Annotated in this window: 23 protein-coding genes; 13 read left to right on the top strand and 10 right to left on the bottom strand. The window is 72.4% G+C overall.

Going from position 1 to position 18,758, the window contains the following annotated elements:
- Positions 1-9 precede the first annotated feature (9 nt).
- Positions 10-1,350 carry an aminotransferase class I/II-fold pyridoxal phosphate-dependent enzyme gene (locus IE267_RS24640; protein ID WP_167155192.1) on the top strand — a complete coding sequence of 447 codons (1,341 nt, stop codon included), beginning with the start codon at positions 10-12 and terminating at the stop codon, positions 1,348-1,350.
- 81 nt (positions 1,351-1,431) lie between these two features.
- On the opposite strand, the gene IE267_RS24635 is transcribed toward IE267_RS24640, so the two are convergent.
- Complete coding sequence (locus tag IE267_RS24635; protein WP_189764748.1) at positions 1,432-2,406, bottom strand: DMT family transporter; 975 nt, start codon at positions 2,404-2,406, stop codon at positions 1,432-1,434.
- Between the two features lie 74 nt (positions 2,407-2,480).
- Between IE267_RS24635 and IE267_RS24630 the strand changes: the two genes are divergently transcribed.
- Entirely contained in the window at positions 2,481-3,392 is a 912-nt protein-coding gene (locus IE267_RS24630) for a LysR family transcriptional regulator (RefSeq protein WP_167155199.1), read from the top strand.
- 9 nt (positions 3,393-3,401) lie between these two features.
- Here the strand turns inward: IE267_RS24630 and IE267_RS24625 are convergent, their stop codons facing one another.
- Positions 3,402-3,878: a pyridoxamine 5'-phosphate oxidase family protein gene (locus tag IE267_RS24625; protein WP_189764747.1), complete on the bottom strand. Its 477-nt coding sequence runs from the start codon at positions 3,876-3,878 to the stop codon at positions 3,402-3,404.
- Positions 3,879-3,992: 114 nt separating this feature from the next.
- Here IE267_RS24625 and IE267_RS24620 point away from each other — a divergent pair, with 114 nt between their 5' ends.
- Entirely contained in the window at positions 3,993-4,643 is a 651-nt protein-coding gene (locus IE267_RS24620; RefSeq protein ID WP_189764746.1) for an isochorismatase family protein, read from the top strand.
- On the opposite strand, the gene IE267_RS24615 is transcribed toward IE267_RS24620, so the two are convergent.
- On the bottom strand, positions 4,630-5,103 hold the full coding sequence (locus IE267_RS24615) for a Rieske (2Fe-2S) protein (RefSeq protein ID WP_189764745.1): 474 nt from the start codon (positions 5,101-5,103) through the stop codon (positions 4,630-4,632). The genes IE267_RS24620 and IE267_RS24615 overlap by 14 nt on opposite strands.
- A 205-nt stretch (positions 5,104-5,308) precedes the next feature.
- Here IE267_RS24615 and IE267_RS24610 point away from each other — a divergent pair, with 205 nt between their 5' ends.
- The 7 genes from IE267_RS24610 (at position 5,309) to IE267_RS24580 (ending at position 11,452) form a co-directional block, all read left to right on the top strand.
- Positions 5,309-6,184 carry a HipA family kinase gene (locus IE267_RS24610; protein ID WP_161245016.1) on the top strand — a complete coding sequence of 292 codons (876 nt, stop codon included), beginning with the start codon at positions 5,309-5,311 and terminating at the stop codon, positions 6,182-6,184.
- Positions 6,181-6,564, top strand: a complete 384-nt coding sequence (locus IE267_RS24605) for a DUF3037 domain-containing protein (protein ID WP_100572792.1) — start codon at positions 6,181-6,183, stop codon at positions 6,562-6,564. Before IE267_RS24610 ends, IE267_RS24605 begins: the two co-directional genes overlap by 4 nt.
- A 148-nt stretch (positions 6,565-6,712) precedes the next feature.
- Entirely contained in the window at positions 6,713-7,474 is a 762-nt protein-coding gene (gene fabG / locus IE267_RS24600) for a 3-oxoacyl-ACP reductase FabG (protein ID WP_161245014.1), read from the top strand.
- Between the two features lie 17 nt (positions 7,475-7,491).
- Positions 7,492-8,253 (top strand): SDR family oxidoreductase, encoded by a 762-nt coding sequence (locus IE267_RS24595; RefSeq protein ID WP_167155208.1) that lies wholly within the window; start codon positions 7,492-7,494, stop codon positions 8,251-8,253.
- Positions 8,254-8,448: 195 nt separating this feature from the next.
- Positions 8,449-10,038, top strand: coding sequence for an ABC transporter substrate-binding protein (locus IE267_RS24590; protein WP_189764744.1), 1,590 nt, complete (start codon positions 8,449-8,451; stop codon positions 10,036-10,038).
- A 94-nt stretch (positions 10,039-10,132) separates the two neighbouring features.
- Positions 10,133-10,816, top strand: a complete 684-nt coding sequence (gene ung, locus IE267_RS24585) for a uracil-DNA glycosylase (RefSeq protein WP_189764743.1) — start codon at positions 10,133-10,135, stop codon at positions 10,814-10,816.
- 162 nt (positions 10,817-10,978) lie between these two features.
- On the top strand, positions 10,979-11,452 hold the full coding sequence (locus IE267_RS24580; protein ID WP_189764742.1) for a hypothetical protein: 474 nt from the start codon (positions 10,979-10,981) through the stop codon (positions 11,450-11,452).
- Between the two features lie 30 nt (positions 11,453-11,482).
- Here the strand turns inward: IE267_RS24580 and IE267_RS24575 are convergent, their stop codons facing one another.
- Together IE267_RS24575 and IE267_RS24570 are read right to left on the bottom strand one after the other, a co-directional pair.
- Positions 11,483-11,932 carry a hypothetical protein gene (locus IE267_RS24575; RefSeq protein ID WP_189764741.1) on the bottom strand — a complete coding sequence of 150 codons (450 nt, stop codon included), beginning with the start codon at positions 11,930-11,932 and terminating at the stop codon, positions 11,483-11,485.
- Between the two features lie 94 nt (positions 11,933-12,026).
- A complete protein-coding gene (locus IE267_RS24570) occupies positions 12,027-12,572 on the bottom strand; it encodes a DinB family protein (RefSeq protein WP_373304587.1) in 546 nt (181 codons plus the stop codon).
- Positions 12,573-12,781: 209 nt separating this feature from the next.
- Here IE267_RS24570 and IE267_RS24565 point away from each other — a divergent pair, with 209 nt between their 5' ends.
- Positions 12,782-13,687 (top strand): Gfo/Idh/MocA family protein, encoded by a 906-nt coding sequence (locus tag IE267_RS24565; RefSeq protein WP_189764739.1) that lies wholly within the window; start codon positions 12,782-12,784, stop codon positions 13,685-13,687.
- Here the strand turns inward: IE267_RS24565 and lnt are convergent.
- A complete protein-coding gene (gene lnt, locus IE267_RS24560) occupies positions 13,611-15,182 on the bottom strand; it encodes an apolipoprotein N-acyltransferase (RefSeq protein WP_189764738.1) in 1,572 nt (523 codons plus the stop codon). The two genes, IE267_RS24565 and lnt, sit on opposite strands and share 77 nt — an antisense overlap.
- Before the next feature lie 112 nt (positions 15,183-15,294).
- On the bottom strand, positions 15,295-15,774 hold the full coding sequence (locus IE267_RS24555) for a nuclear transport factor 2 family protein (protein ID WP_167155227.1): 480 nt from the start codon (positions 15,772-15,774) through the stop codon (positions 15,295-15,297).
- 83 nt (positions 15,775-15,857) lie between these two features.
- Between IE267_RS24555 and IE267_RS24550 the strand changes: the two genes are divergently transcribed.
- Positions 15,858-16,643, top strand: coding sequence for a crotonase/enoyl-CoA hydratase family protein (locus IE267_RS24550; RefSeq protein WP_189764737.1), 786 nt, complete (start codon positions 15,858-15,860; stop codon positions 16,641-16,643).
- A 47-nt stretch (positions 16,644-16,690) separates the two neighbouring features.
- On the opposite strand, the gene IE267_RS24545 is transcribed toward IE267_RS24550, so the two are convergent.
- The 3 genes from IE267_RS24545 to IE267_RS24535 form a co-directional block, all read right to left on the bottom strand.
- Positions 16,691-17,494, bottom strand: coding sequence for a GNAT family N-acetyltransferase (locus IE267_RS24545; RefSeq protein ID WP_189764736.1), 804 nt, complete (start codon positions 17,492-17,494; stop codon positions 16,691-16,693).
- A gap of 74 nt (positions 17,495-17,568) precedes the next feature.
- On the bottom strand, positions 17,569-17,766 hold the full coding sequence (locus IE267_RS24540) for a hypothetical protein (RefSeq protein WP_161250241.1): 198 nt from the start codon (positions 17,764-17,766) through the stop codon (positions 17,569-17,571).
- Positions 17,767-17,883: 117 nt separating this feature from the next.
- Positions 17,884-18,060, bottom strand: coding sequence for a hypothetical protein (locus IE267_RS24535; protein ID WP_167155241.1), 177 nt, complete (start codon positions 18,058-18,060; stop codon positions 17,884-17,886).
- 220 nt (positions 18,061-18,280) lie between these two features.
- Between IE267_RS24535 and IE267_RS24530 the strand changes: the two genes are divergently transcribed.
- The gene (locus IE267_RS24530) at positions 18,281-18,658 is read left to right on the top strand and encodes a hypothetical protein (RefSeq protein ID WP_167155244.1); all 378 of its coding nucleotides are present in this window, start codon (positions 18,281-18,283) and stop codon (positions 18,656-18,658) included.
- Positions 18,659-18,758 lie beyond the last annotated feature (100 nt).

The following is an 18,758-nucleotide window of genomic DNA, read 5'->3' as shown; positions in this document are numbered from 1 at the left end:
ATCTGGTTTGTGCTAGGAGAATATCGGATCGAGGGGCGCCGCGCATCGGAGATTGCCGAGAGCGTGGAGCGCGCGGTGGGTTCGGGCGGGCTCGAACCGGGTCAACTGCTGCCCCCGCTCAGGGAGTTGGCCACCGAGCTCGGCGTCAATCCCAATACGGTCGCGGCCGCCTACCGGCTGCTGCGCGACCGCGGGGTGATCGAGACGGCCGGCCGGCGCGGCAGCCGGGTGCGCCCGAGGCCCGCGAGCTCGGCCCGCGACCTCATCCGGGCCGATGTGCCCGAAGGCGTGCGCAACATCGCCGACGGCAACCCGGACGCGCGGCTGCTTCCCCCGCTCGCCGACGCGCTGGCGGCCGCCGCCCGCGCCAACGCCGAGCGGCCGGGCCGCTTCCTGTACGGGCAGGAGCCCGTGGACGAGGAGCTGGCCCGCCTCGCCCGCGCCGTCTTCGACGAGCAGGGCGTACCGGACGGCCCGGTCGGGGTGCTCTCCGGCTCGCTCGACGCCATCGAGCGGGTGCTCACCGCGCATCTGAGGCCCGGCGACCCGGTCGCGATCGAGGACCCGGGCTGGAGCGCGCTGCTCGACCTCGTACCGGCGCTCGGTCTGCGGGCCGAACCCATGCCGCTCGACGACGAGGGGCCGCTGCCCGAGGGGCTCGAACGCGCCCTGGAGGCGGGCGCCCGGGCCGTCGTGGTCACCTGTCGCGCGCAGAACCCCACCGGCGCCGCCGTGAGCGCGGCCCGCGCCCGCGCCCTGCGCGACGTACTCGCCGCGCACCCGGGAGTGCTGCTCATCGAGGACGACCACGGCCACGGCATGGTCGACCTGCCGCTGCACCCCATCGCCCCGGCGACCGAACACTGGGCGTTCGTGAGGTCGGTGGCCAAGGCGTACGGGCCGGATCTGCGGCTCGCCCTCCTCACCGGCGACGCCGTCACGCTTGACCGGGTGCGCGGGCGCCAGCGGCTCGGCCCCGGCTGGGTCAGCCGACTGCTCCAGCGGGCCGTGGTCGAGCTGTGGAACTCCCACGCGGTCGATCCGGCGAAGGTCGCCCGCTCGTACCGCGAGCGGCGCGAGGGACTGCTGCGGGCGCTGCGTGAGCGCGGGGTGCGGGCGCACGGGCGGAGCGGGTTCGTGGTGTGGGTGCCGGTGCCCGAGGAGACGGGGGCGGTGTCCCGGCTGCTGCACGCGGGCTGGGCGGTGGCGCCCGGGGCGCGTTTCCGGATGGCCTCGGGGCCGGGGGTGCGGATCACCGTGTCGAGTCTCGCCCCGGACGAGATCGGGCCGCTCGCGGATGCCGTGGCCTCCGCGGTCGGCCCGGGCCCCGGTGTCCGCTTCGCCTACTGAGCCCGCGCCGGCCGGGCCCGGGTCGCTCGGGCGACCGCCCGCTGGACCGTGGGCGTCGAGCCCCCTCTGCGGGGCCCTCGCCTACGGGGCCTTCGGTTTCGCTCGCCGCCGGCTCTGGGTGAGGGCGGCGCCCGCGAGGACGACGGCCGCCCCGACCGGCGTGTTCCAGCCGAGGCTCTCGCCGAGTACCGCCACTCCCGCGGCCGTGGCGATCACCGGGATGAAGTAGGTGACCATCTGGGCCGTGGTCGGGCCCACCTCGTTGACGAGCCCGTACTGGACGAGGACCGCGAGGCCGGTGCCGAGGGCGCCCAGCGCCGCGACGGCCAGCAGCGGGACGACCGGGAAGGAACTCGGGAATCCCGCGAACAGCGGTGTGACCAGCGCGAGTTGAAGGGTGGCGACGCCGAGCTGGGAGCCGATCAGGGACAGGTTGGAGTGGCCGCCGCCCGCCAGGGTGCGCCGGACGTAGATCCAGCCGATCGGGTAGCAGAGCGAGGCCAGCAGGGCCATCGACGTCCCCGTGACGTCCAGGCCGTGGAAGCCCTGCCAGGCGCCGAGGACCGTGAGCACCCCGAGGAAGCCGAGCCCGAGACCCGCCACCCGCCGACGGGTCGGCCGGTCCTCGGAGAGCGCCACCATCGACAGCGCCATGCCCCACAGCGGCGAGGTCGCGTTGCAGATCCCGGCCAGCGTCGAGGGGATCGTGAGCTCCGCGTACGCGAACAGCGAGAACGGCGCGGCGTTGAGGAGCAGTGCCGCCACCGCCAAGTGCAGCCAGGTGCGGCGCCCGCGCGGCAGCCGTTCGCGCTTGACCACCATCGCCACCGCGAGCACCAGGGTGCCGAACAGCAACCGTCCGAAGGTGACCTGGAAGGGGGCGTAGCCGTCCGTGCCGACCTTGATGAGCAGAAAGCTGAAGCCCCAGATCAGTGAGAGCCCGGCGAAGCGGATGCGCCAGTCCAGCGCGGGGCGGCGCCCGACGGCCGCCGCCGGGGCCGAGCGCGGCGGGATCGGAGTGGAGGAGGTGGGCCGGGGAGGGGCGGGGGTGGTCATGACGACCACGATGAGGCCATGGACCGCGTAGAACAAGCGAGACTTCAACAGGGGGATCGGTTAGCATCGCTTACATGTTGAACCTGGAGCGCCTGCGCACCCTCGACGCGGTGGCCCGGCACGGCTCGGTGGGCGCTGCCGCCGACACCCTGCACGTGACCACCTCCGCCGTTTCCCAGCAGCTCGCCAAGCTGGAGCGGGAGGCGGGTCAGCCGCTGCTCGCCAAGCACGGACGCGGGGTCAGGCTCACCGACGCCGGCCGCCTCCTGGCCGAACACGCCGCCCGCATCCTCTCCCAGGTCCAGCTCGCTCAGGCCGAGTTGGAGGCCCAACGGGACCGCGTCGTCGGCGAGTTGCGGATCGCGGGCTTCGCCACCGCGGTGCGCGGGCTCTTCCCCGCCGCGCTCGCCTCGCTGCGCGCCGAACACCCCCAGCTCGCCGTGCGCTCCGAGGAGCTGGAGGCCGACGAGTCGGTGCGGGGCGTTCTGCTCGGCGACCTCGACGTCGCGCTCGTACTCGACTGGTACAACAAGCCGTTGCCGCTGCCCGACGGGCTTGCCAAGCGGGCGGTGCTCGACGACCTGGCGGATGTCGCCCTGCCGGCGGGGCATCCGCTGGCCGGGCGCACCGCGGTGGACCTGGAGGAGTTCGCCGGCGACGAGTGGATCACCTGGCCCGAGGGCGAGTTCTGCAGCGAGTGGCTCATGTTCACCCTGCGCGGCAAGGGGATCGAGCCGAAGGTCGCGCATGTCGCCCGCGAACACGCCACCCAACTCGCGCTGGTGGAAGCCGGGTTGGGCGTCAGCATCGCCCCACGGCTCGGCCGGGACCCGGTCCCGGACGGGGTCCGGGTGGTCCCGGTGCGCGCCGCGATGAGCCGCCACGTGTACGCGGTGTGGCGTGCCGACGCCGACCGCAGGCCCTCGATCCGGGCCGCGGTCGACGCCTTGGCGGCGGCCGGAGCCGCGCTGGTCCAGGGCCGGTAGGCCTGCGGATCAGCGCCCGAAGTCGCCGCCCAGTTTGCGGAAGTCCCACGACACGACGGTGTCCGGCGTCAGGCGCAGCCAGGCGTGGCGCCCGTCGTGGATCATCTCTTTGAGGCCGAAGTTCTTGGCCGCGAACAGGGCCTCCACCGGGGCGAGTTCGGGGCACGGCTCACCGGTGCGCGGCGCCTCGCCGACCGGGACGACGCTGCCGCCGAGCTCCACCCCGCGCAGCTCCCCGTACTCCGTGCCGTCGTCCACCACCACCGCGACGCGCGGGTCCTTGCCCAGCTGGGCCCAGCGGCGGCTGCGGGTGATCGAGTACAGCCAGAGCGAGCCGCCGTGCCAGACGTACCAGAGCGGGGCGACGTGCGGACTGCCGTCCGCCGACACGGTGGCGACCCGGCAGGTGCGCTGCGCGCCGAGGAAGGCGTCGCGCTCCTCGTCGCTCATCATGATCCGTCGGCCCCGGCGTTGTGCGGCAGTCATGACGCCTCCCCTTCGCGATGCCCATGGCCCTTTGTGTGTCAGCATTCTGACGTAACGTCAGGAATGATGGCGTGCTCTTCCCTCGGCACGCAATGCCGGTTAGCCTCCCGCGCCATGGCGAAGAAGGAACTCCTCGCGGAACAGCTCGACCCCGCAACCACGGTCCTGATGACCGTCGAGTGCCAGCAGGGCGTGGTGGGCGCGGACAGCGCGCTGCCCGAACTCGCCAAGCAGGCAAGGGAGTCGGGGGTGCTGCACAACGTGGCCCGCCTGGTGGCCGGCGCGCACCTAGCGGGCGTCCAAGTGCTGCACGCGGTCGCGGAGCGCCGTCCCGACGGGCGCGGGGCCAGCCGCAACGCGCGGCTCTTCCGCGCCGCCGAGCGACTGCCCGTGCAGCAGTACTCCGGCTCGCGGGCGGTGCGGATCGCCGAGCCGATCGAGGTGGCCGACGAGGACATCGTCGTGCGCCGGCTGCACGGACTCTCGCCGGTGTCCGGCACCGACGTGGACCCGCTCCTGCGCAACCTCGGCTGCCGCACCCTGATCGTCACCGGCGTCTCGGCGAACGTGGCGATCCCCAACGCGGTCTTCGACGCGGTCAACCTCGGCTACACCGCGGTGGTCGCGGCCGACGCGATCGCGGGGGTGCCGGCCGACTACACCCCCGCGATGATCCGGCACACCCTCGCGCTGGTGGCCACGGTGACCACCACGGACGACATCCTCGGCTGCCTCGCGCCGGGCCGCCGCGTCACGCGAGCTTGATGGAGCCCCCTTCGACCGAGATCGCGGCGGCGGGCAGCGGGGCGGGCGCGGGCCCGCCCTTGACGCTGCCGTCCGCGACATCGAACTTGCTGCCGTGGCACGGGCAGTTGATGGTGCCGCCCGACACGGACGACACGGCACAGCCCTGATGCGTGCACTTCGCGGAGAACGCCTTGAACTGCCCGGCGGTGGGCTGGGTGACCACGACGCCCTCCTTCGCGAAGATCTTCCCGCCGCCCTGCGGAATCTCCGACGTGGTGCCCAGCACGCTCCCGCCGCCCTTGCCGCCGCCGTCCCCGGCGTTCCCGGCGAGCGTGGCGGGGCCGGCGGCCGGGGACGTGCTGTCCGAGCCGCTCCCGCACGCGGTCAGCGCGGCGGCGAGCCCGGCCGCGCCGACGCACGCGATGACGGTCCGGCGCGCCGGTACCTGGACGGGCACGGACTGCGATTCGGTGCTCATGCTGACTTTCCTCTCGACGTACGACGCTTGGCTGCGTGGGGGAGTACGGGAGTGGGGCGTGGGGCGTTCAGCGACGGGTGACTTCTCCGGAATCGGGGCGCGCCCGCCCCGGAGGAGGGACGGGTGACTTCTCCGGAAGCCGGCCGGGCCCGCCCCGGCGGAAAAGGGGCGCGGGCGGGCGAGGGCCCCGAAGTAGCCTGTGCCCATGCTCACTGAAGTCACCGCGACCCGGTACGTCACGCCGTTGCGTGAGGGCGGGTCGCTTCCGGGCATCGTCGAGGCCGACGATCTCGGAACGTATGTCATGAAGTTCACCGGAGCCGGCCAGGGCCGCAAGACGCTCGTCGCGGAGGTCGTCTGCGGCGAGCTCGCCCGCAGGCTCCGGCTGCGCGTCCCGGAACTGGTCACCATCCAGCTCGACCCGGTCATCGGCCTGTCCGAGCCCGACCAGGAGGTGCAGGAGCTGCTCAAGGCGAGCGGCGGCCTCAACCTCGGCATGGACTACCTGCCGGGCTCGCTCGGCTTCGACCCGCTCGCCTACGAGGTGGACGCGGCCGAGGCCGGCCGGGTCGTCTGGTTCGACGCCCTGATCAACAACGTCGACCGCTCGTGGCGCAACCCCAACATGCTGGTCTGGCACGGCGACCTGTGGCTCATCGACCACGGCGCCACCATGATCTGGCACCACAACTGGCCGGGCGCCGCGGCCTCGGCAGCCAAGCCCTACAACGCCTCCGACCACGCGCTCGCGCCCTTCGGGCCGGACGTCGCGGCCGCTGCCGCCGAGCTCGCGCCGCTGATCACCGAGGAGCTGCTGACCGAGGTCACGGCCCTCGTCCCCGACGAGTGGCTGGTCGACGAGCCGGGCTTCGAGACCACCGACGCGCTGCGCCGCGCCTATGTCGAGCCGCTGCTCGCCCGCGCCGCGACGATCCACGAGCGGATCGTCCTCGACGCCCCCGCCGCCACCAAGCCCTCACGGGCCCCCGGCTGGCTGACCGACCACATCAAGCCCTGGCCGCACCCCACCAGGAACAGCCAGGACAGCAGCCAGGACCCCCAGAAGGATGCCGACCGTTGAGCAAGCGCGATGTCTTCGAGTACGCGCTGCTGCGCGTGGTGCCGCGCGTCGAGCGCGGCGAGTGCTTCAACGCGGGCGTGCTGGTCTACTGCCGTGCCCACTCCTTCGTCGCGGCGCGCACCCATCTGGACGAGACGAAGCTGAAGGCCCTCGACCCGGATGCGGACGTCGTGGGCGTTCGGGCCGCGCTGCGGGCCGTCGAGGGCGTCTGCGGCGGGGGCGAGGCGGCCGGGCAGGCGGCGGGCGACGACGCGGGACGCCGCTTCCGCTGGCTGATCGCGCCGCGCTCGACCGTCGTCCAGCCCGGCCCGGTGCACACCGGCCTGACGGCCGATCCGCGAGCCGAGGCGGAGCGGCTGCTCGACCTGCTGGTGCGCTGAATCCGGCCCCGGCCGGGGTGTGACATGCGCCGGGGCGTCCGTGGGCCGTTGACACCGCGTGCCAGGGCTTCTAGCGTCACGTCTGCTGAAGCTACTAAGCGGTTGCTCAGTGATTGAGGGCCGCGGATCCCAGGGCGAGGAGAACAGCATGTCCACCACCGAGCAGCGTGTCGCCATCGTGACCGGGGCGGCGCGGGGCATTGGCGCCGCGACCGCCGTCCGGCTTGCGGCCGAGGGCCGGGCCGTCGCCGTACTCGACCTCGACGAGGCGGCCTGCAAGGACACCGTCGACCAGATCACCGCCGCGGGCGGCCGGGCCCTCGCCGTCGGCTGCGACGTCTCCGACAGTGCCCAGGTGGAGGCGGCCGTGGAGCGCGTGGCCGCCGAGCTCGGCGCCCCGACCATCCTCGTCAACAACGCCGGTGTGCTCCGCGACAACCTCCTCTTCAAGATGAGCGAGTCGGACTGGGACCTGGTCATGAACGTCCACCTCAAGGGCGCGTTCCTGATGGCGAAGGCCTGTCAGAAGCACATGGTGGACGCCAAGTGGGGCCGCATCGTCTCGCTCTCCTCGTCCTCCGCGCTCGGCAACCGCGGCCAGGCCAACTACTCCGCGGTCAAGGCCGGCCTCCAGGGCTTCACCAAGACCCTCGCCAAGGAACTCGGCAAGTTCGGCATCACCGCCAACGCGGTCGCGCCCGGATTCATCGTCACCGAGATGACCGCGCAGACCGCGGCCCGCGTCGGCATGGGCTTCGAGGACTTCCAGGCCGCGGCCGCCACCCAGATCCCCGTCCAGCGCGTGGGCCACCCCGAGGACATCGCCAACGCCATCGCCTTCTTCACGGGCGACGCCGCGGGCTTCGTCTCCGGCCAGGTCATGTACGTGGCCGGCGGACCGCTCAACTAAGGCCAGGGACAACGAACATGACTGAACTTCCTGAACTGTCGGGCAAGGTGGCCCTGGTCACCGGAGCCAGCCGCGGCATCGGCTACGGCATCGCCGAGGCGTTCGTCGCCCGCGGCGACCGGGTGTGCATCACCGGACGCGGCGAGGACGCCCTCAAGGAGGCCGTCGACAAGCTCGGCTCCGACCGCGTCATCGCGGTCCCGGGCAAGGCCGCCGACGAGGCCCACCAGGCCGCCGCCGTGGAGCGCACCATGGAGGCGTTCGGCCGGGTCGACTTCCTGGTCAACAACGCCGGTACGAACCCGGTGGCCGGCCCGATCGCCGAGCTCGACCTGAACGTCGCGCGCAAGGTGTACGAGACCAATGTGATCTCGGCGCTCGGTTTCGCGCAGCAGACCTGGAAGGCCTGGCAGAAGGAGAACGGCGGAGCGATCCTGAACATCGCCTCCATCGCCGGCGTCTCCGCCTCGCCCTTCATCGGCGCGTACGGCATGAGCAAGGCGGCCATGGTCAACCTGACCCTCCAGCTGGCGCACGAGTTCGCGCCGACGGTGCGGGTCAACGCGATCGCCCCGGCCGTGGTCAAGACCAAGTTCGCGCAGGCGCTGTACGAGGGCCGGGAGGCGGAGGCCGCCGCGCCCTATCCGCTGGGCCGGCTCGGTGTGCCCTCCGACATCGGCGGCGCGGCCGCGTTCCTCACCTCCGACCAGTCGGCCTGGGTCACCGGGCAGACCCTGGTCGTCGACGGCGGCCTCCTGCTGAACCTCGGAGTGCACTGACGCGACGACGCAGGGGTGCGCCCTGTGCGGTCGGCCCGGGGCGCACCGGGGCGGTCGGTCCGGGGTGCACCGGGCGGACACGCGTCACCCCTGAGCCGATTTACTCCCGAATATGCCAAGTGCCCTGCTGAGACGGTCGGTTGACCCAGCGGGGCACTGCGGTATGGTCTGCCGATCCATGGCCGACCGAGGAGCGTGCACGTGTTCAGAGGGACCAACTGCCGACCCGCCGTGACGGCCCTTGCGTCCATATCCCTGCTGGCCGGATGCGGCCTGATTCCGGGCGGATCGTCCGGCACTCCGCAGGAGATCACGGTGGGCACGACCAGCGAGCCGAGCACGCTCGACCCGGCGGCCTCCTGGGACGGATCGTGGGAGTTGTACCGCAACGTCTTCCAGACCCTGGTGGCCTTCCCGACCGGCAGCAGCGCCCCCCAGCCGGACGCCGCGCGGTCCTGCGGCTTCCAGGACAAGTCGAGCCGCACCTTCACCTGTACGTTGCGCAAGGGAATGACGTTCTCCGACGGGACCAAGCTCGACGCGAACGCCGTCAAGTACTCCTTCGACCGCATCGTGAAGATCAATGTGAAGGCCGGCCCCAAGGGACTGCTCAGCAGCCTCGACAAGGTCACCGTCGACGACGACCTGACCGTCACCTTCCACCTCAACAAGCCCGACGCCACGTTCCCCTATGTGCTCGGCGCGCCCGCCATGTCCATCGTGGACCCCGCGGTGTACCCGGCCGACAAGCTCCGCGACGACGGCGGCCTCACCGGCTCGGGCCCCTACACCCTGGAGTCCTTCACGGCGGGCGACCGTGCGGTCCTGAAGAAGAACGGCAGTTACCAGGGCTTCGCGCAGCGCCAGAACGACGGCGTCACCATCCGCTACTTCCACGACTCGCAGGGCATGATGGACGCCCTCAAGAGCAAGCAGATCGACATCACCTACCGCGGCATCACCGCCGACGAGGTCGAGGACATCCGCAACGAGAAGGCCGCGGGCAAGCCGTTCCAGCTCGTCGAGAACACCGGCACCGAGATCCGCTTCCTGGTGTTCAACCCCAAGGACCCCGAGGCCGCGAAGCCCGCGGTCCGCCGGGCGGTCGCCCAGCTCGTCGACCGCGACGCGCTGGTCGCCAAGGTCTACAAGGGCACCGCCGAACCGCTGTACTCGATGGTCCCCACCGGCGTGAACGGCCACACCACCAGCTTCTTCGACACCTTCGGCTCGCCCAGCGTCCCCAGGGCGAAGGACATCCTGCGCAAGGCCGGCATCACCACCCCGGTCCCGCTCACGCTCTGGTACACCACCGACCGCTACGGCTCCTCCATGGCCGCGGAGTTCAAGGAACTCAAGCGGCAGCTCGACGCCTCCGGCCTCTTCGACATCACGCTCAAGAGCAGCCCCTGGAAGACCTATACCGAAGGATTCCAGTCCGGTGACCTGCCCGTCTTCGGACGCGGATGGTTCCCCGACTTCCCCGACCCGGACAACTTCATCGCGCCCTTCGTCGGCAAGGAGAACGCGGTGGGCACCCCCTACGACCAGCCCGAGATCACCAACCAGCTGCTCCCGCAGTCCCGTCAGATCTCCGACCGGGGCGCCGCGAGCAGGCAGTTCGAGCGGGCGCAGGACATCCTCGTCGACGACGTGCGGCTCCTGCCGCTGTGGCAGGGCAAGATCTACCTCGCGGCGAGCGACGACATCGCGGGCGGCGAACGCGCCATGGACCCGCAGACGGTCATGCAGATGTGGGAGCTGCACCGCAAGACCAGCTGGTAGGAGCGGGCGCGGGGCGGCGTTGTCAGTGGCGGCGGGTAGGTTCGCAGTTCCGCGAGAGAGTGCGGGAACCGAATGTCCCACGGAGGTTGTTGACGTGACCGATACCGCCATGCTGCCCGAGTCCTGGCAGGGCCTCCTCGGCGAGGAGCTCCAGAAGCCGTACTTCGAGGAGCTCACCGCGTTCGTCGAGGAGGAGCGGGCGAAGGGCCCCGTCTTCCCGCCCCGCGACGAGGTGTTCGCGGCCCTCGACGCGACCCCGTACGACCGGGTGAAGGTGCTGGTCCTGGGCCAGGACCCCTACCACGGCGAGGGCCAGGGCCACGGCCTGTGCTTCTCGGTGCGGCCGGGCGTCAGGACACCGCCCTCGCTGCGCAACATCTACAAGGAGATGCGCGACGAACTGGGCCTGGACGTCCCCGACAACGGCTATCTGATGCCGTGGGCCGAGCAGGGCGTGCTCCTGCTCAACGCGGTGCTCACGGTGCGCTCCGGCGAGGCCAACTCGCACAAGGGCAAGGGCTGGGAGAAGTTCACCGACGCGGTCATCCGCGCCGTCGCCTCGCGGCCCGACCCGGCGGTCTTCGTCCTGTGGGGCAACTACGCGCAGAAGAAGCTCCCGCTGATCGACGAGGAGCGTCACGTCGTGGTGAAGGGCGCACACCCCTCGCCGCTCTCGGCCAAGAAGTTCTTCGGGTCCCACCCGTTCACGCAGATCAACGAGGCGGTCGCGGCGCAGGGCCACGACCCCATCGATTGGCGCATCCCCAACCTGGCCTGAGATCCGGCGGGCGGAGGCCGGGCGGCGGGCGCCGCGGCGGCGGGACGCGTGACGGCGTCCGGCTGACAGCCGGGGGCGCCCGCCCGAGCCTCGGACCGATTGTCAGTGGCGGCGGTTAGCGTCGAAGCCGTTGGAGTTTCGGGACGACGTGCGGAGACAGCGGTGACGGACATGCAGGAAGCCCCGGGGGACCTCGTGATGACCCGGATCGGGCAGGCGATGATGCTGCTGCACGGCGGGGACCGCGAGGAGGCCCGCAACCGATTCGGCATCCTGTGGTCGGAGATCGGCGAGGACGGCGACGCGCTGCACCGCTGCACCCTGGCCCACTACATGGCGGACGCACAGGACGACGCCGGTGACGAACTGGCGTGGGACCTACGGGCGTTGGCGGCGGCGGACGGCCTGAGCCAGGCCCGCCTCACCGAGCACCACGCCTCCCTCGCGGTACGGGCCTTCTATCCCTCGCTCCACCTCAACCTCGCGGCCGACTACGTCAAGCTGCACCGCCCCGACGAGGCCCGTCTCCACCTCGACCGGGCCCACGACGCGCTCGACACGCTGTCCGACGACGCGTACGGACACGACATCCGTGAGGCGCTGCGCCGTCTGGAGCGGCAGTTGGACACGGTGTGAAAGGGCGCGCCCCGACGGGGTGACGGTTCGTCAATTACCGTACGTCTCACGACAGATGCGTGCCTCGGGGCTGTCGTCGCGCCAGCCTCCGTAGCGTCGGCCAAGGGCACAGATGTCGCCGCCCGAGGTGGCCGGGGGCGGGGCGGCGCGGGGGTGCTTTCGGGGGGCGGCGGAGGGATGCCGCGCTTCCTCGGCCCGTGGGTACCGCTCACGGAGGGGAGGGTTCGGCCGCTCGCGCCGCTCCGGGTCGGCAGGCGGCGCGGGGGCTGCGGGGGGCGGGGCCTCGGAGGGCGTGACGGTCTCCAGGGCCTCGCGGGCGGGGGCCTGGACGGCCCGGGGCGCCTGCTGCCGGGGAGGCGGGGCGGATGGCGCGGAGGGTGCGGGGCCGCCCCCGACGGCGACGCAGCCCGCGACGCATCCGCAGACGGTCAGGGTGGCCGCGGCCGTCAGGACCCTCAGCGCGTTGCGGGTGCGGTGCATGCGTCAACTGTGCTGTCCGGGGCGGATGTCGGGCCACTTCGGGCGCACACAATGGCCCGCACGAGTGACCCGGCCGCGGGGGAGCGGCCCCGGCTCAGGCTCCCGTAGCGCCGTCGATCGCCTCGCGCAGCAGATCGGCGTGGCCGTTGTGGCGGGCGTACTCCTCGATCATGTGGGTGTAGATCCAGCGCAGGCTGAAGTGCCGGCCGCCGCGTGCGGTGCCGACGCCGAGCTCGTCGAGGCCGTGCCCGGCGGCGGCCGCACGCGCGGCGGCCACCTCGCTGCGCCAGGTGGCGAGGGCCTCCGCGTACGTGTCCTGGGGGCCGAAGTGGAAGTCGCCGTCCGGGTCCTCCTCGGTGCCGTACACGCCCTCGTCGGTGCCTCCGGCGAACACCGTGACGAACCACCAGCGTTCGACCTCGGAGAGGTGGCGCTGCAGGCCGAGCAGGGTGAGCTCGGAGGTCGGCACGGCGGCCCGCTTCACCTCCTCGTCGGTGAGCCCCGAGCACTTCTGGGCCAGGGTCTCGCGGTGGTACTCCAGCCAGCCCTCCAGCATGGCCCGCTCGGGGGCCTGCAGGTCGGGCTCGGTGCGGGCGGAGGTTTCGGCAGGCGGTACGGAGGAGGTCGTCATGCCGCCCATCCTGTCGACCCGCCCGCCCCCTGGCCACCGGTTATCGCCCCGCCCCGGCGCAGCGGCCTCTGCCCCCGCGCCCCCGTCGCGCCCCTGAGGGCGCACGGGCAGACCCCGCCCCCGGCCTGGGCAAACCCGCCGCCCGGCATCGGCGAAGCTCGCCACACGTATGCTGACCAGCAAGGACGACGTACACCGCTCGGCGACAGGAGAACCCCGTGAAGGTCGGATGCATCGGGCTCGGGGACATCGCGCAGAAGGCCTATCTGCCCGTGCTGAGCGCCCTGCCGGGTACGGAGCTGCATCTGCAGACCCGCACCCAGGCCACCCTCGCCGCCGTGGCCGACGCCCACCGGATACCGGCCGGGCAGTGCCACACCGACCTCGAATCGCTGCTCGCCCAGGGGCTCGACGCCGCGTTCGTGCATGCGCCGACCGCGGTGCACCCGGAGATCGTGGCCCGGCTGATCGACGCGGGCGTACCGACGTACGTCGACAAGCCGCTGGCCTATGAACTCGCCGAGTCCGAGCGGCTCGTGGCCCTCGCGGAGGAGCGCCGGGTCGGTCTCGCCGTCGGCTTCAACCGGCGCCTCGCGCCCGGCTACGCCCAGTGCGCCGACCACCCGCGCGAGCTGATCCTGATGCAGAAGAACCGGGTCGGCCTCCCCGAGGACCCGCGCACCCTGGTCCTCGACGACTTCATCCACGTCGTGGACACCCTGCGCTTCCTCGCCCCCGGCCCGATCGAGCACACCGTCGTGCGGGCCCGCGTCCGCGGGGGCCTGATGGAGCACGTCGTCCTCCAGCTCTCCGGCGACGGCTTCACCGCGATCGGCACCATGAACCGGATGAACGGATCCACTGAGGAGATCCTGGAGGTCTCGGGCCAGGACACCAAGCGCCAGGTACTGAACCTGGCCGAGATCGTGGACCACAAGGGCCAGCCGACCCTGCGCCGCCGCGGCGACTGGGTGCCCGTCGCCCGCCAGCGCGGCATCGAGCAGTCGGTCCTGTCCTTCCTCGACGCCGTACGGGCCGGGAAGACGCTCAGCGCGCGGGACGCGTTGGCGACTCATGAGCTGTGCGAGCGGGTGGTGCGGGAGGCGTGGGAGCAGGCTTCCTGAGCGCCCGCGCCGCCTCGCCCGCGCAGAACAGGACGAGCGTCCCGAGGGCCGCGTACACCGCCCAGTCGCCCAGGCGCACATAGGGCGTGGTGCCGGTCGCGAGCGGGACGTCGTACACCGCGGCGGTACTCGCGGAGGTGGGCAGCCACCTGCCGATGCGGCCGCCGTCTGGACCGTAGACCGCGCTGATGCCGGTCAAGGTCGCGTGCACCATCGGGCGGCCCGTCTCGGCGGCGCGCAGCGCGCCGAGCGAGGCGTGCTGGGCCGGTGCCCAGGTGTCCTGGAAGGACGAGGTCGAGGACTGTGCGATGAGCAACTGGGCGCCCATGCGCACCAGATGACGGCTCATGTCGGGGAACGCGGACTCGAAGCACACGAGCGGCCCCACCCGTACCGCGTCCGGCAGGGTCATCACCACGGGCGTGGTGCCGCGCCGACGGTCCTCGTCGGCGGCCTTGCCGACCGACGTGGCCCAGCCCAGCAGTGAGCGGGCGGGGATGTACTCGCCGAACGGCACGAGCCGCATCTTGTCGTAGCGCTGGCCGGTCGGCCCGTCGGGCCCCACCAGGACCGAACTCTTGAAGATTCCCGGCTTGTCGGACCTGCGCGCGTCCACGTTCACCAGGATGTCCGCGCCGAGGTACTGGGAGAGCTTCGCGATCCGCGCGGCCAGGTCGGGGCGGGACGACAGGTCCTGCCCGACACTGCTCTCGCCCCATACGACGAGGTCCACGTGCTGCCCCGCCAGCGAGCGGGTCAGTGCCTCGCTGCGGGCGAACCGGGCGTCGCCGTTTTCGATCACGCCCGGCTGTACCACGGCGACCTTGAGTCGGCCGTCGCGTGCCATGTGCGGAGCCCACATCCACACGGCACCTGTGGTGAGCGCGCACACCACGAGCACGGAGACCATGGCGGTACGCATCCTCGGGAGCACCACACCGAGGGCGACGGCGGTGTTCACCGCCACCACGAGCAGGCTCACCAGCCACACCCCGCCCACCGACATCAGCCGCAGCGCCGGAGTCACCTCCCACTGGCTCGCGCCGAGCAGCCCCCACGGCCCGCCGAGCCCCTGCCACGACCGGACCAGCTCCACCGCGAGCCAGCCCGATGGCACCACCACGACCGCCGCGAGAGCCCGCGGCGCGGAGGGTGCACCTCCCATGACGGACCGGACCAGGACGCCCCACGGCGCCCACAACAGCCCGAGCAGCGCGGCCAGGACCACGATGAAGACGTTGAGGCTCGGGAAGAGCCAGTGGTGCACCGCGAGCATGAACCCCGTGCCGCCGAGCCAGCCGTCGAGGGCGGCCCGCCGGACGCTGACCGCCGAGCGGACCAGGAGGAGCAACGGCACGAGCGCGAGGTAGGCGAACCACCACAGCGAAGGCGCGGGAAAAGCGAGCGCGGGCAGCGCCCCGGCGAGCAACGCGGCCGCGCCGCGCCACCAGGCAGAGCTCGGGCGCGGACCGTGACGGCCGACCGGGATCCCCATACCGCGCCTCCTTGCCCACCCCCGTGATCAGTGGTGTTCCCGCCCTGCCAGTGTGCGGGAGAGCCGGCGGCGCGCGCAGATGGCCCGGCGCGCGGCGCGTCCCTCCCGTCGCTCATGCCCCGGCGAGCGCCCCCGACACCCGCCGCCACTTCTCGTGCACGGTCACCGACCGCAGCCGCCACCCCGTGTCCGTACGGACCAGCGAGAAGGCGTAGCGCCCGCCGGACTCGAAGCCGGGCGCGGGCGGGGTGCCGTCGCCGTCCGCGCCGAAGCACATGGGGTTCAGGTAGTCGGCGCGCAGCTCGGCCCGGTCGCCGGGATAGCCGCCGAGGTCCTGGAGGGTGAGCAGCCGGTTGGTGATCAGGTGCTGGCGGACCGGGAAGAGCCGCATGGTCTCTTCGAGCCAGTGCGCCACCTCCTCGGCCGGCCCTTCGATGCCGCCCGCCGGGCGGTAGTCCGCGCGGCCGTCGGCGGCGAACAGGGCGCGGTAGGCGGTCCAGTTCCCGTCGTCGACGGCCGCGGCATAGCCGGTGATGAGTTCGTCGATGGCCAAACGGTCGAGCAGGGTCCCGAGATCCACGCGCTGCGTCATCGGGTCAGTCTCCGGCAGCGGGCCCCGAACGCCAAGAGCCCCGCACTTGTGGCTGGTTGGGGCCGCGTGCTACCGCTGGCGCCATGACTGACGAGACGGTTCCAGCGGTACGCAGCGAACGGCGCGGCCCGGTCACCACGGTGATCCTTTCGCGGCCCGGCGTGCGCAACGCGGTGGACGGCCCCACCGCCCGGGCGCTCGCCGACGCCTTCCGCGCCTTCGAGGCGGACGAGGAGGCCGCGGTCGCGGTGCTCTGGGGCGAGGGCGGCACGTTCTGCGCAGGCGCCGACCTCAAGGCGATCGGCACCGAACGCGGCAACACGGTGACCGAGGACGGCGACGGGCCGATGGGGCCCACCCGGCTCCGGCTCTCCAAGCCGGTGATCGCGGCGGTGGCCGGGCACGCGGTGGCGGGCGGCCTGGAACTCGCGCTCTGGTGCGATCTGCGGGTGATGGAGGAGGACGCCGTGTTCGGGGTGTTCTGCCGGCGCTGGGGCGTGCCGTTGATCGACGGCGGGACGGTGCGGCTGCCGCGACTGGTCGGGGCGGGCCGCGCCATGGACCTGATCCTCACCGGGCGGCCGGTGGACGCGACCGAGGCCCGCGCCATCGGTCTGGCCGACCGGGTCGTGCCGGGCGGCACCGCCCGTGCACGGGCGGAGGAGCTCGCAGCGGAGATCGCCGCCTTCCCGGCGACCTGTATGCGCCACGACCGGATGTCGCTGCTCGAACAGGAGGGCCTCGGCGAAGCCGAAGCGCTGCTCAACGAGGTGCGGCACGGCACGCACGCGCTGGGCGAGGCCGCCGAGGGCGCGGCGAGGTTCGCGGCGGGGGCGGGGCGGCACGGGGTGTTCGACGGGCAGGGCTGAGGCCGCTCGCCCGTCCCCGGGGCGGGCACCGCGCGCGCCGGGCCGCGTCAGGGGCGGAGTACGTACGGCGTGGTCACCGTCAGCGCGGTGAAGCCCAGGCGCTGGAGGATGGGGCGGCTCTGGTCGGAGGCGTCGACCTGGAGGTAGCGGTAGCCGCGCTCGGCGGCGATACGGGCGCGATAGGCGATCAGGGCGCGGTAGATGCCCCTGCCGCGCCACTCGGGCGCGGTGCCGCCGCCCCAGAGACTGGCGAACTCCGTGCCGAGGTGGAAGTCCATGCGGGCCGAACTCACCGGAACGTCCCCGGCCATCGCGACGACCGCCGTCACGGTGTCCGGTGCCTCGGCGAACTGGGCGAGCAGGCGCTCGCCGAAGCGGGCGGAGCCGTTGTCGAAGGCCAGGTCGTGCACCCGCGCCATCAGTTCTACCCCGGCCGCGTCGGTCACCGGACGCAGGGTGATGCCGGCCGGGGGCTCGGTGTCGTGGGGAAGGTCGGCGACGCGGGCGACCATGACGGTCTCGGCGGGCTCGGCCTCCAACCCGGCGGCCAGCAGGCGCTGTCCGAGGTCGGCCGGCCGGTCATGGGCGTACAGCTTCCACTCCCACTCGTGCCCGAGCGAGGCGAAGTGCCGTACCTGCGCGGCGATTTCGGCGTCCGCGTCCGCCTCGGTCAGCTCTGACCAGAGGATGCCGTTCCACACATGGCCGGGACCTATCTGCCGTACGACACCGCCGGATCGCTCCACCGTGGCGCTCGGCCCGTCGGGCCTGGCCTGTTGGCGCAGTTGGAGGTCGAAGAACGTGAGCAGCGCGTCGTCGGTGGCGCCGTCCGGCGCGGTGGTGGTCTGCATTCGGCCACTTCAACACCGTGAGGAGAGCCACAGCAACCGGAATTCGGGGGGGGGGCAGGTTCGGGGGGCCTGGTTCAGGTGCGCGGCTTCGCGGGCGTTCCCGCGGCGAGGGGGGCCGGTTCGCCGACCGCGGCCGCCCAGTCGGCGAGCAGCCGCTCGTACTCCTCCGCGGGCCACTGCCCGTCCGCGCCGTCGACGAGCGCACGGATGGCGTCGTTGGCGGCATCCGCGTCGGACGGCGCGGGGCCGGGCCGGTCGGGGGAGGTAGGCATATGACCAGGCTACGGGTCAGGTCGGGCGAACGACCCCGCCGATCCGGCCGAACCCCAGGTGGGAGCGGTACGGGGTGGGCAAGGTCACACGCTGCGGAAGGTTTGGGGCGACGTACGTCACGCTGCCTGGGCGGTGTCGGCCCGTACGGCGGCGGCCCATTCGACCAGGAGCCAGTGGTAGCGCTCCTCCTCGTCGGGCGAGAGGCGGCCGTCGGACTGCTCCCACAGCGAGCGGATGTCCGCATTCACCACGTCGGCAGGGCGAAGGAAACGGCGGTCGGAAGTCGGGGGCATGGGGCAAGCCTACGGCCATGAGGTGACCCAACGCCACGGAGTGGGAACTCTCAGCCAACATTGAGGAGTTGGGGCGGAGTCGGCGGCCGGTGCGGGCTGCTCCGGAGAGCGGGAACCGGACAGCCGGATCCGGCCATCGCCCAGGACGCCGGGACAACTGGACGGAGTGGTGCGGGCGTTGACCCGCGCCCGGTGAGGCGGTGGCGCCTATCCTCGCGGAATGGAGCAGAGCGAGGTTCTCAAGCGAGTGATCGGCATTCTCACGGAGGCCGGCGACTACCGCCGCCGCATCGAGCAGGACGGCGAACGAGGGCCAAGGGACACGGAGATCGGCACCGTCACCGCCCTGCTCAACGAGACGATGCCGCGCATCGAGATCCCGGCCGACGCGACACCGCAGGAGATGGCCACTCTGGTGGCGAGGGAGGTCGGCGGGGCCATTCGTCAGCTCGTGGCGGCCTTCAGCCTGGCGTTCGTCGCCCTCGCCCAGGTCCACGACTCCGGCGGGCAGGACGTGTCGTCGGCCGATGTGCTCCAGGACCTGGCGCTGCGCGCGGAGGAGGCCAAGGGGGAGGGCCCGGAGGCGTCCGAGGACTGAGGCTCCCTCAACCACCGCCCCCGCAAGCCGAGTCGGAGATCCGCCGAGCCCCCGCCCCCCGAAGCCGAGTCGGAGGCCTGGAGACTCCGGCTGCCGCCCC

Source organism: Streptomyces xanthochromogenes (assembly GCF_014650455.1).
Classification (GTDB): Bacteria; Actinomycetota; Actinomycetes; order Streptomycetales; family Streptomycetaceae; genus Streptomyces; species Streptomyces xanthochromogenes.
The sequence above is the reverse complement of the archived record's forward strand: the minus strand, read 5'-3'. Positions and strand labels throughout refer to the sequence as shown.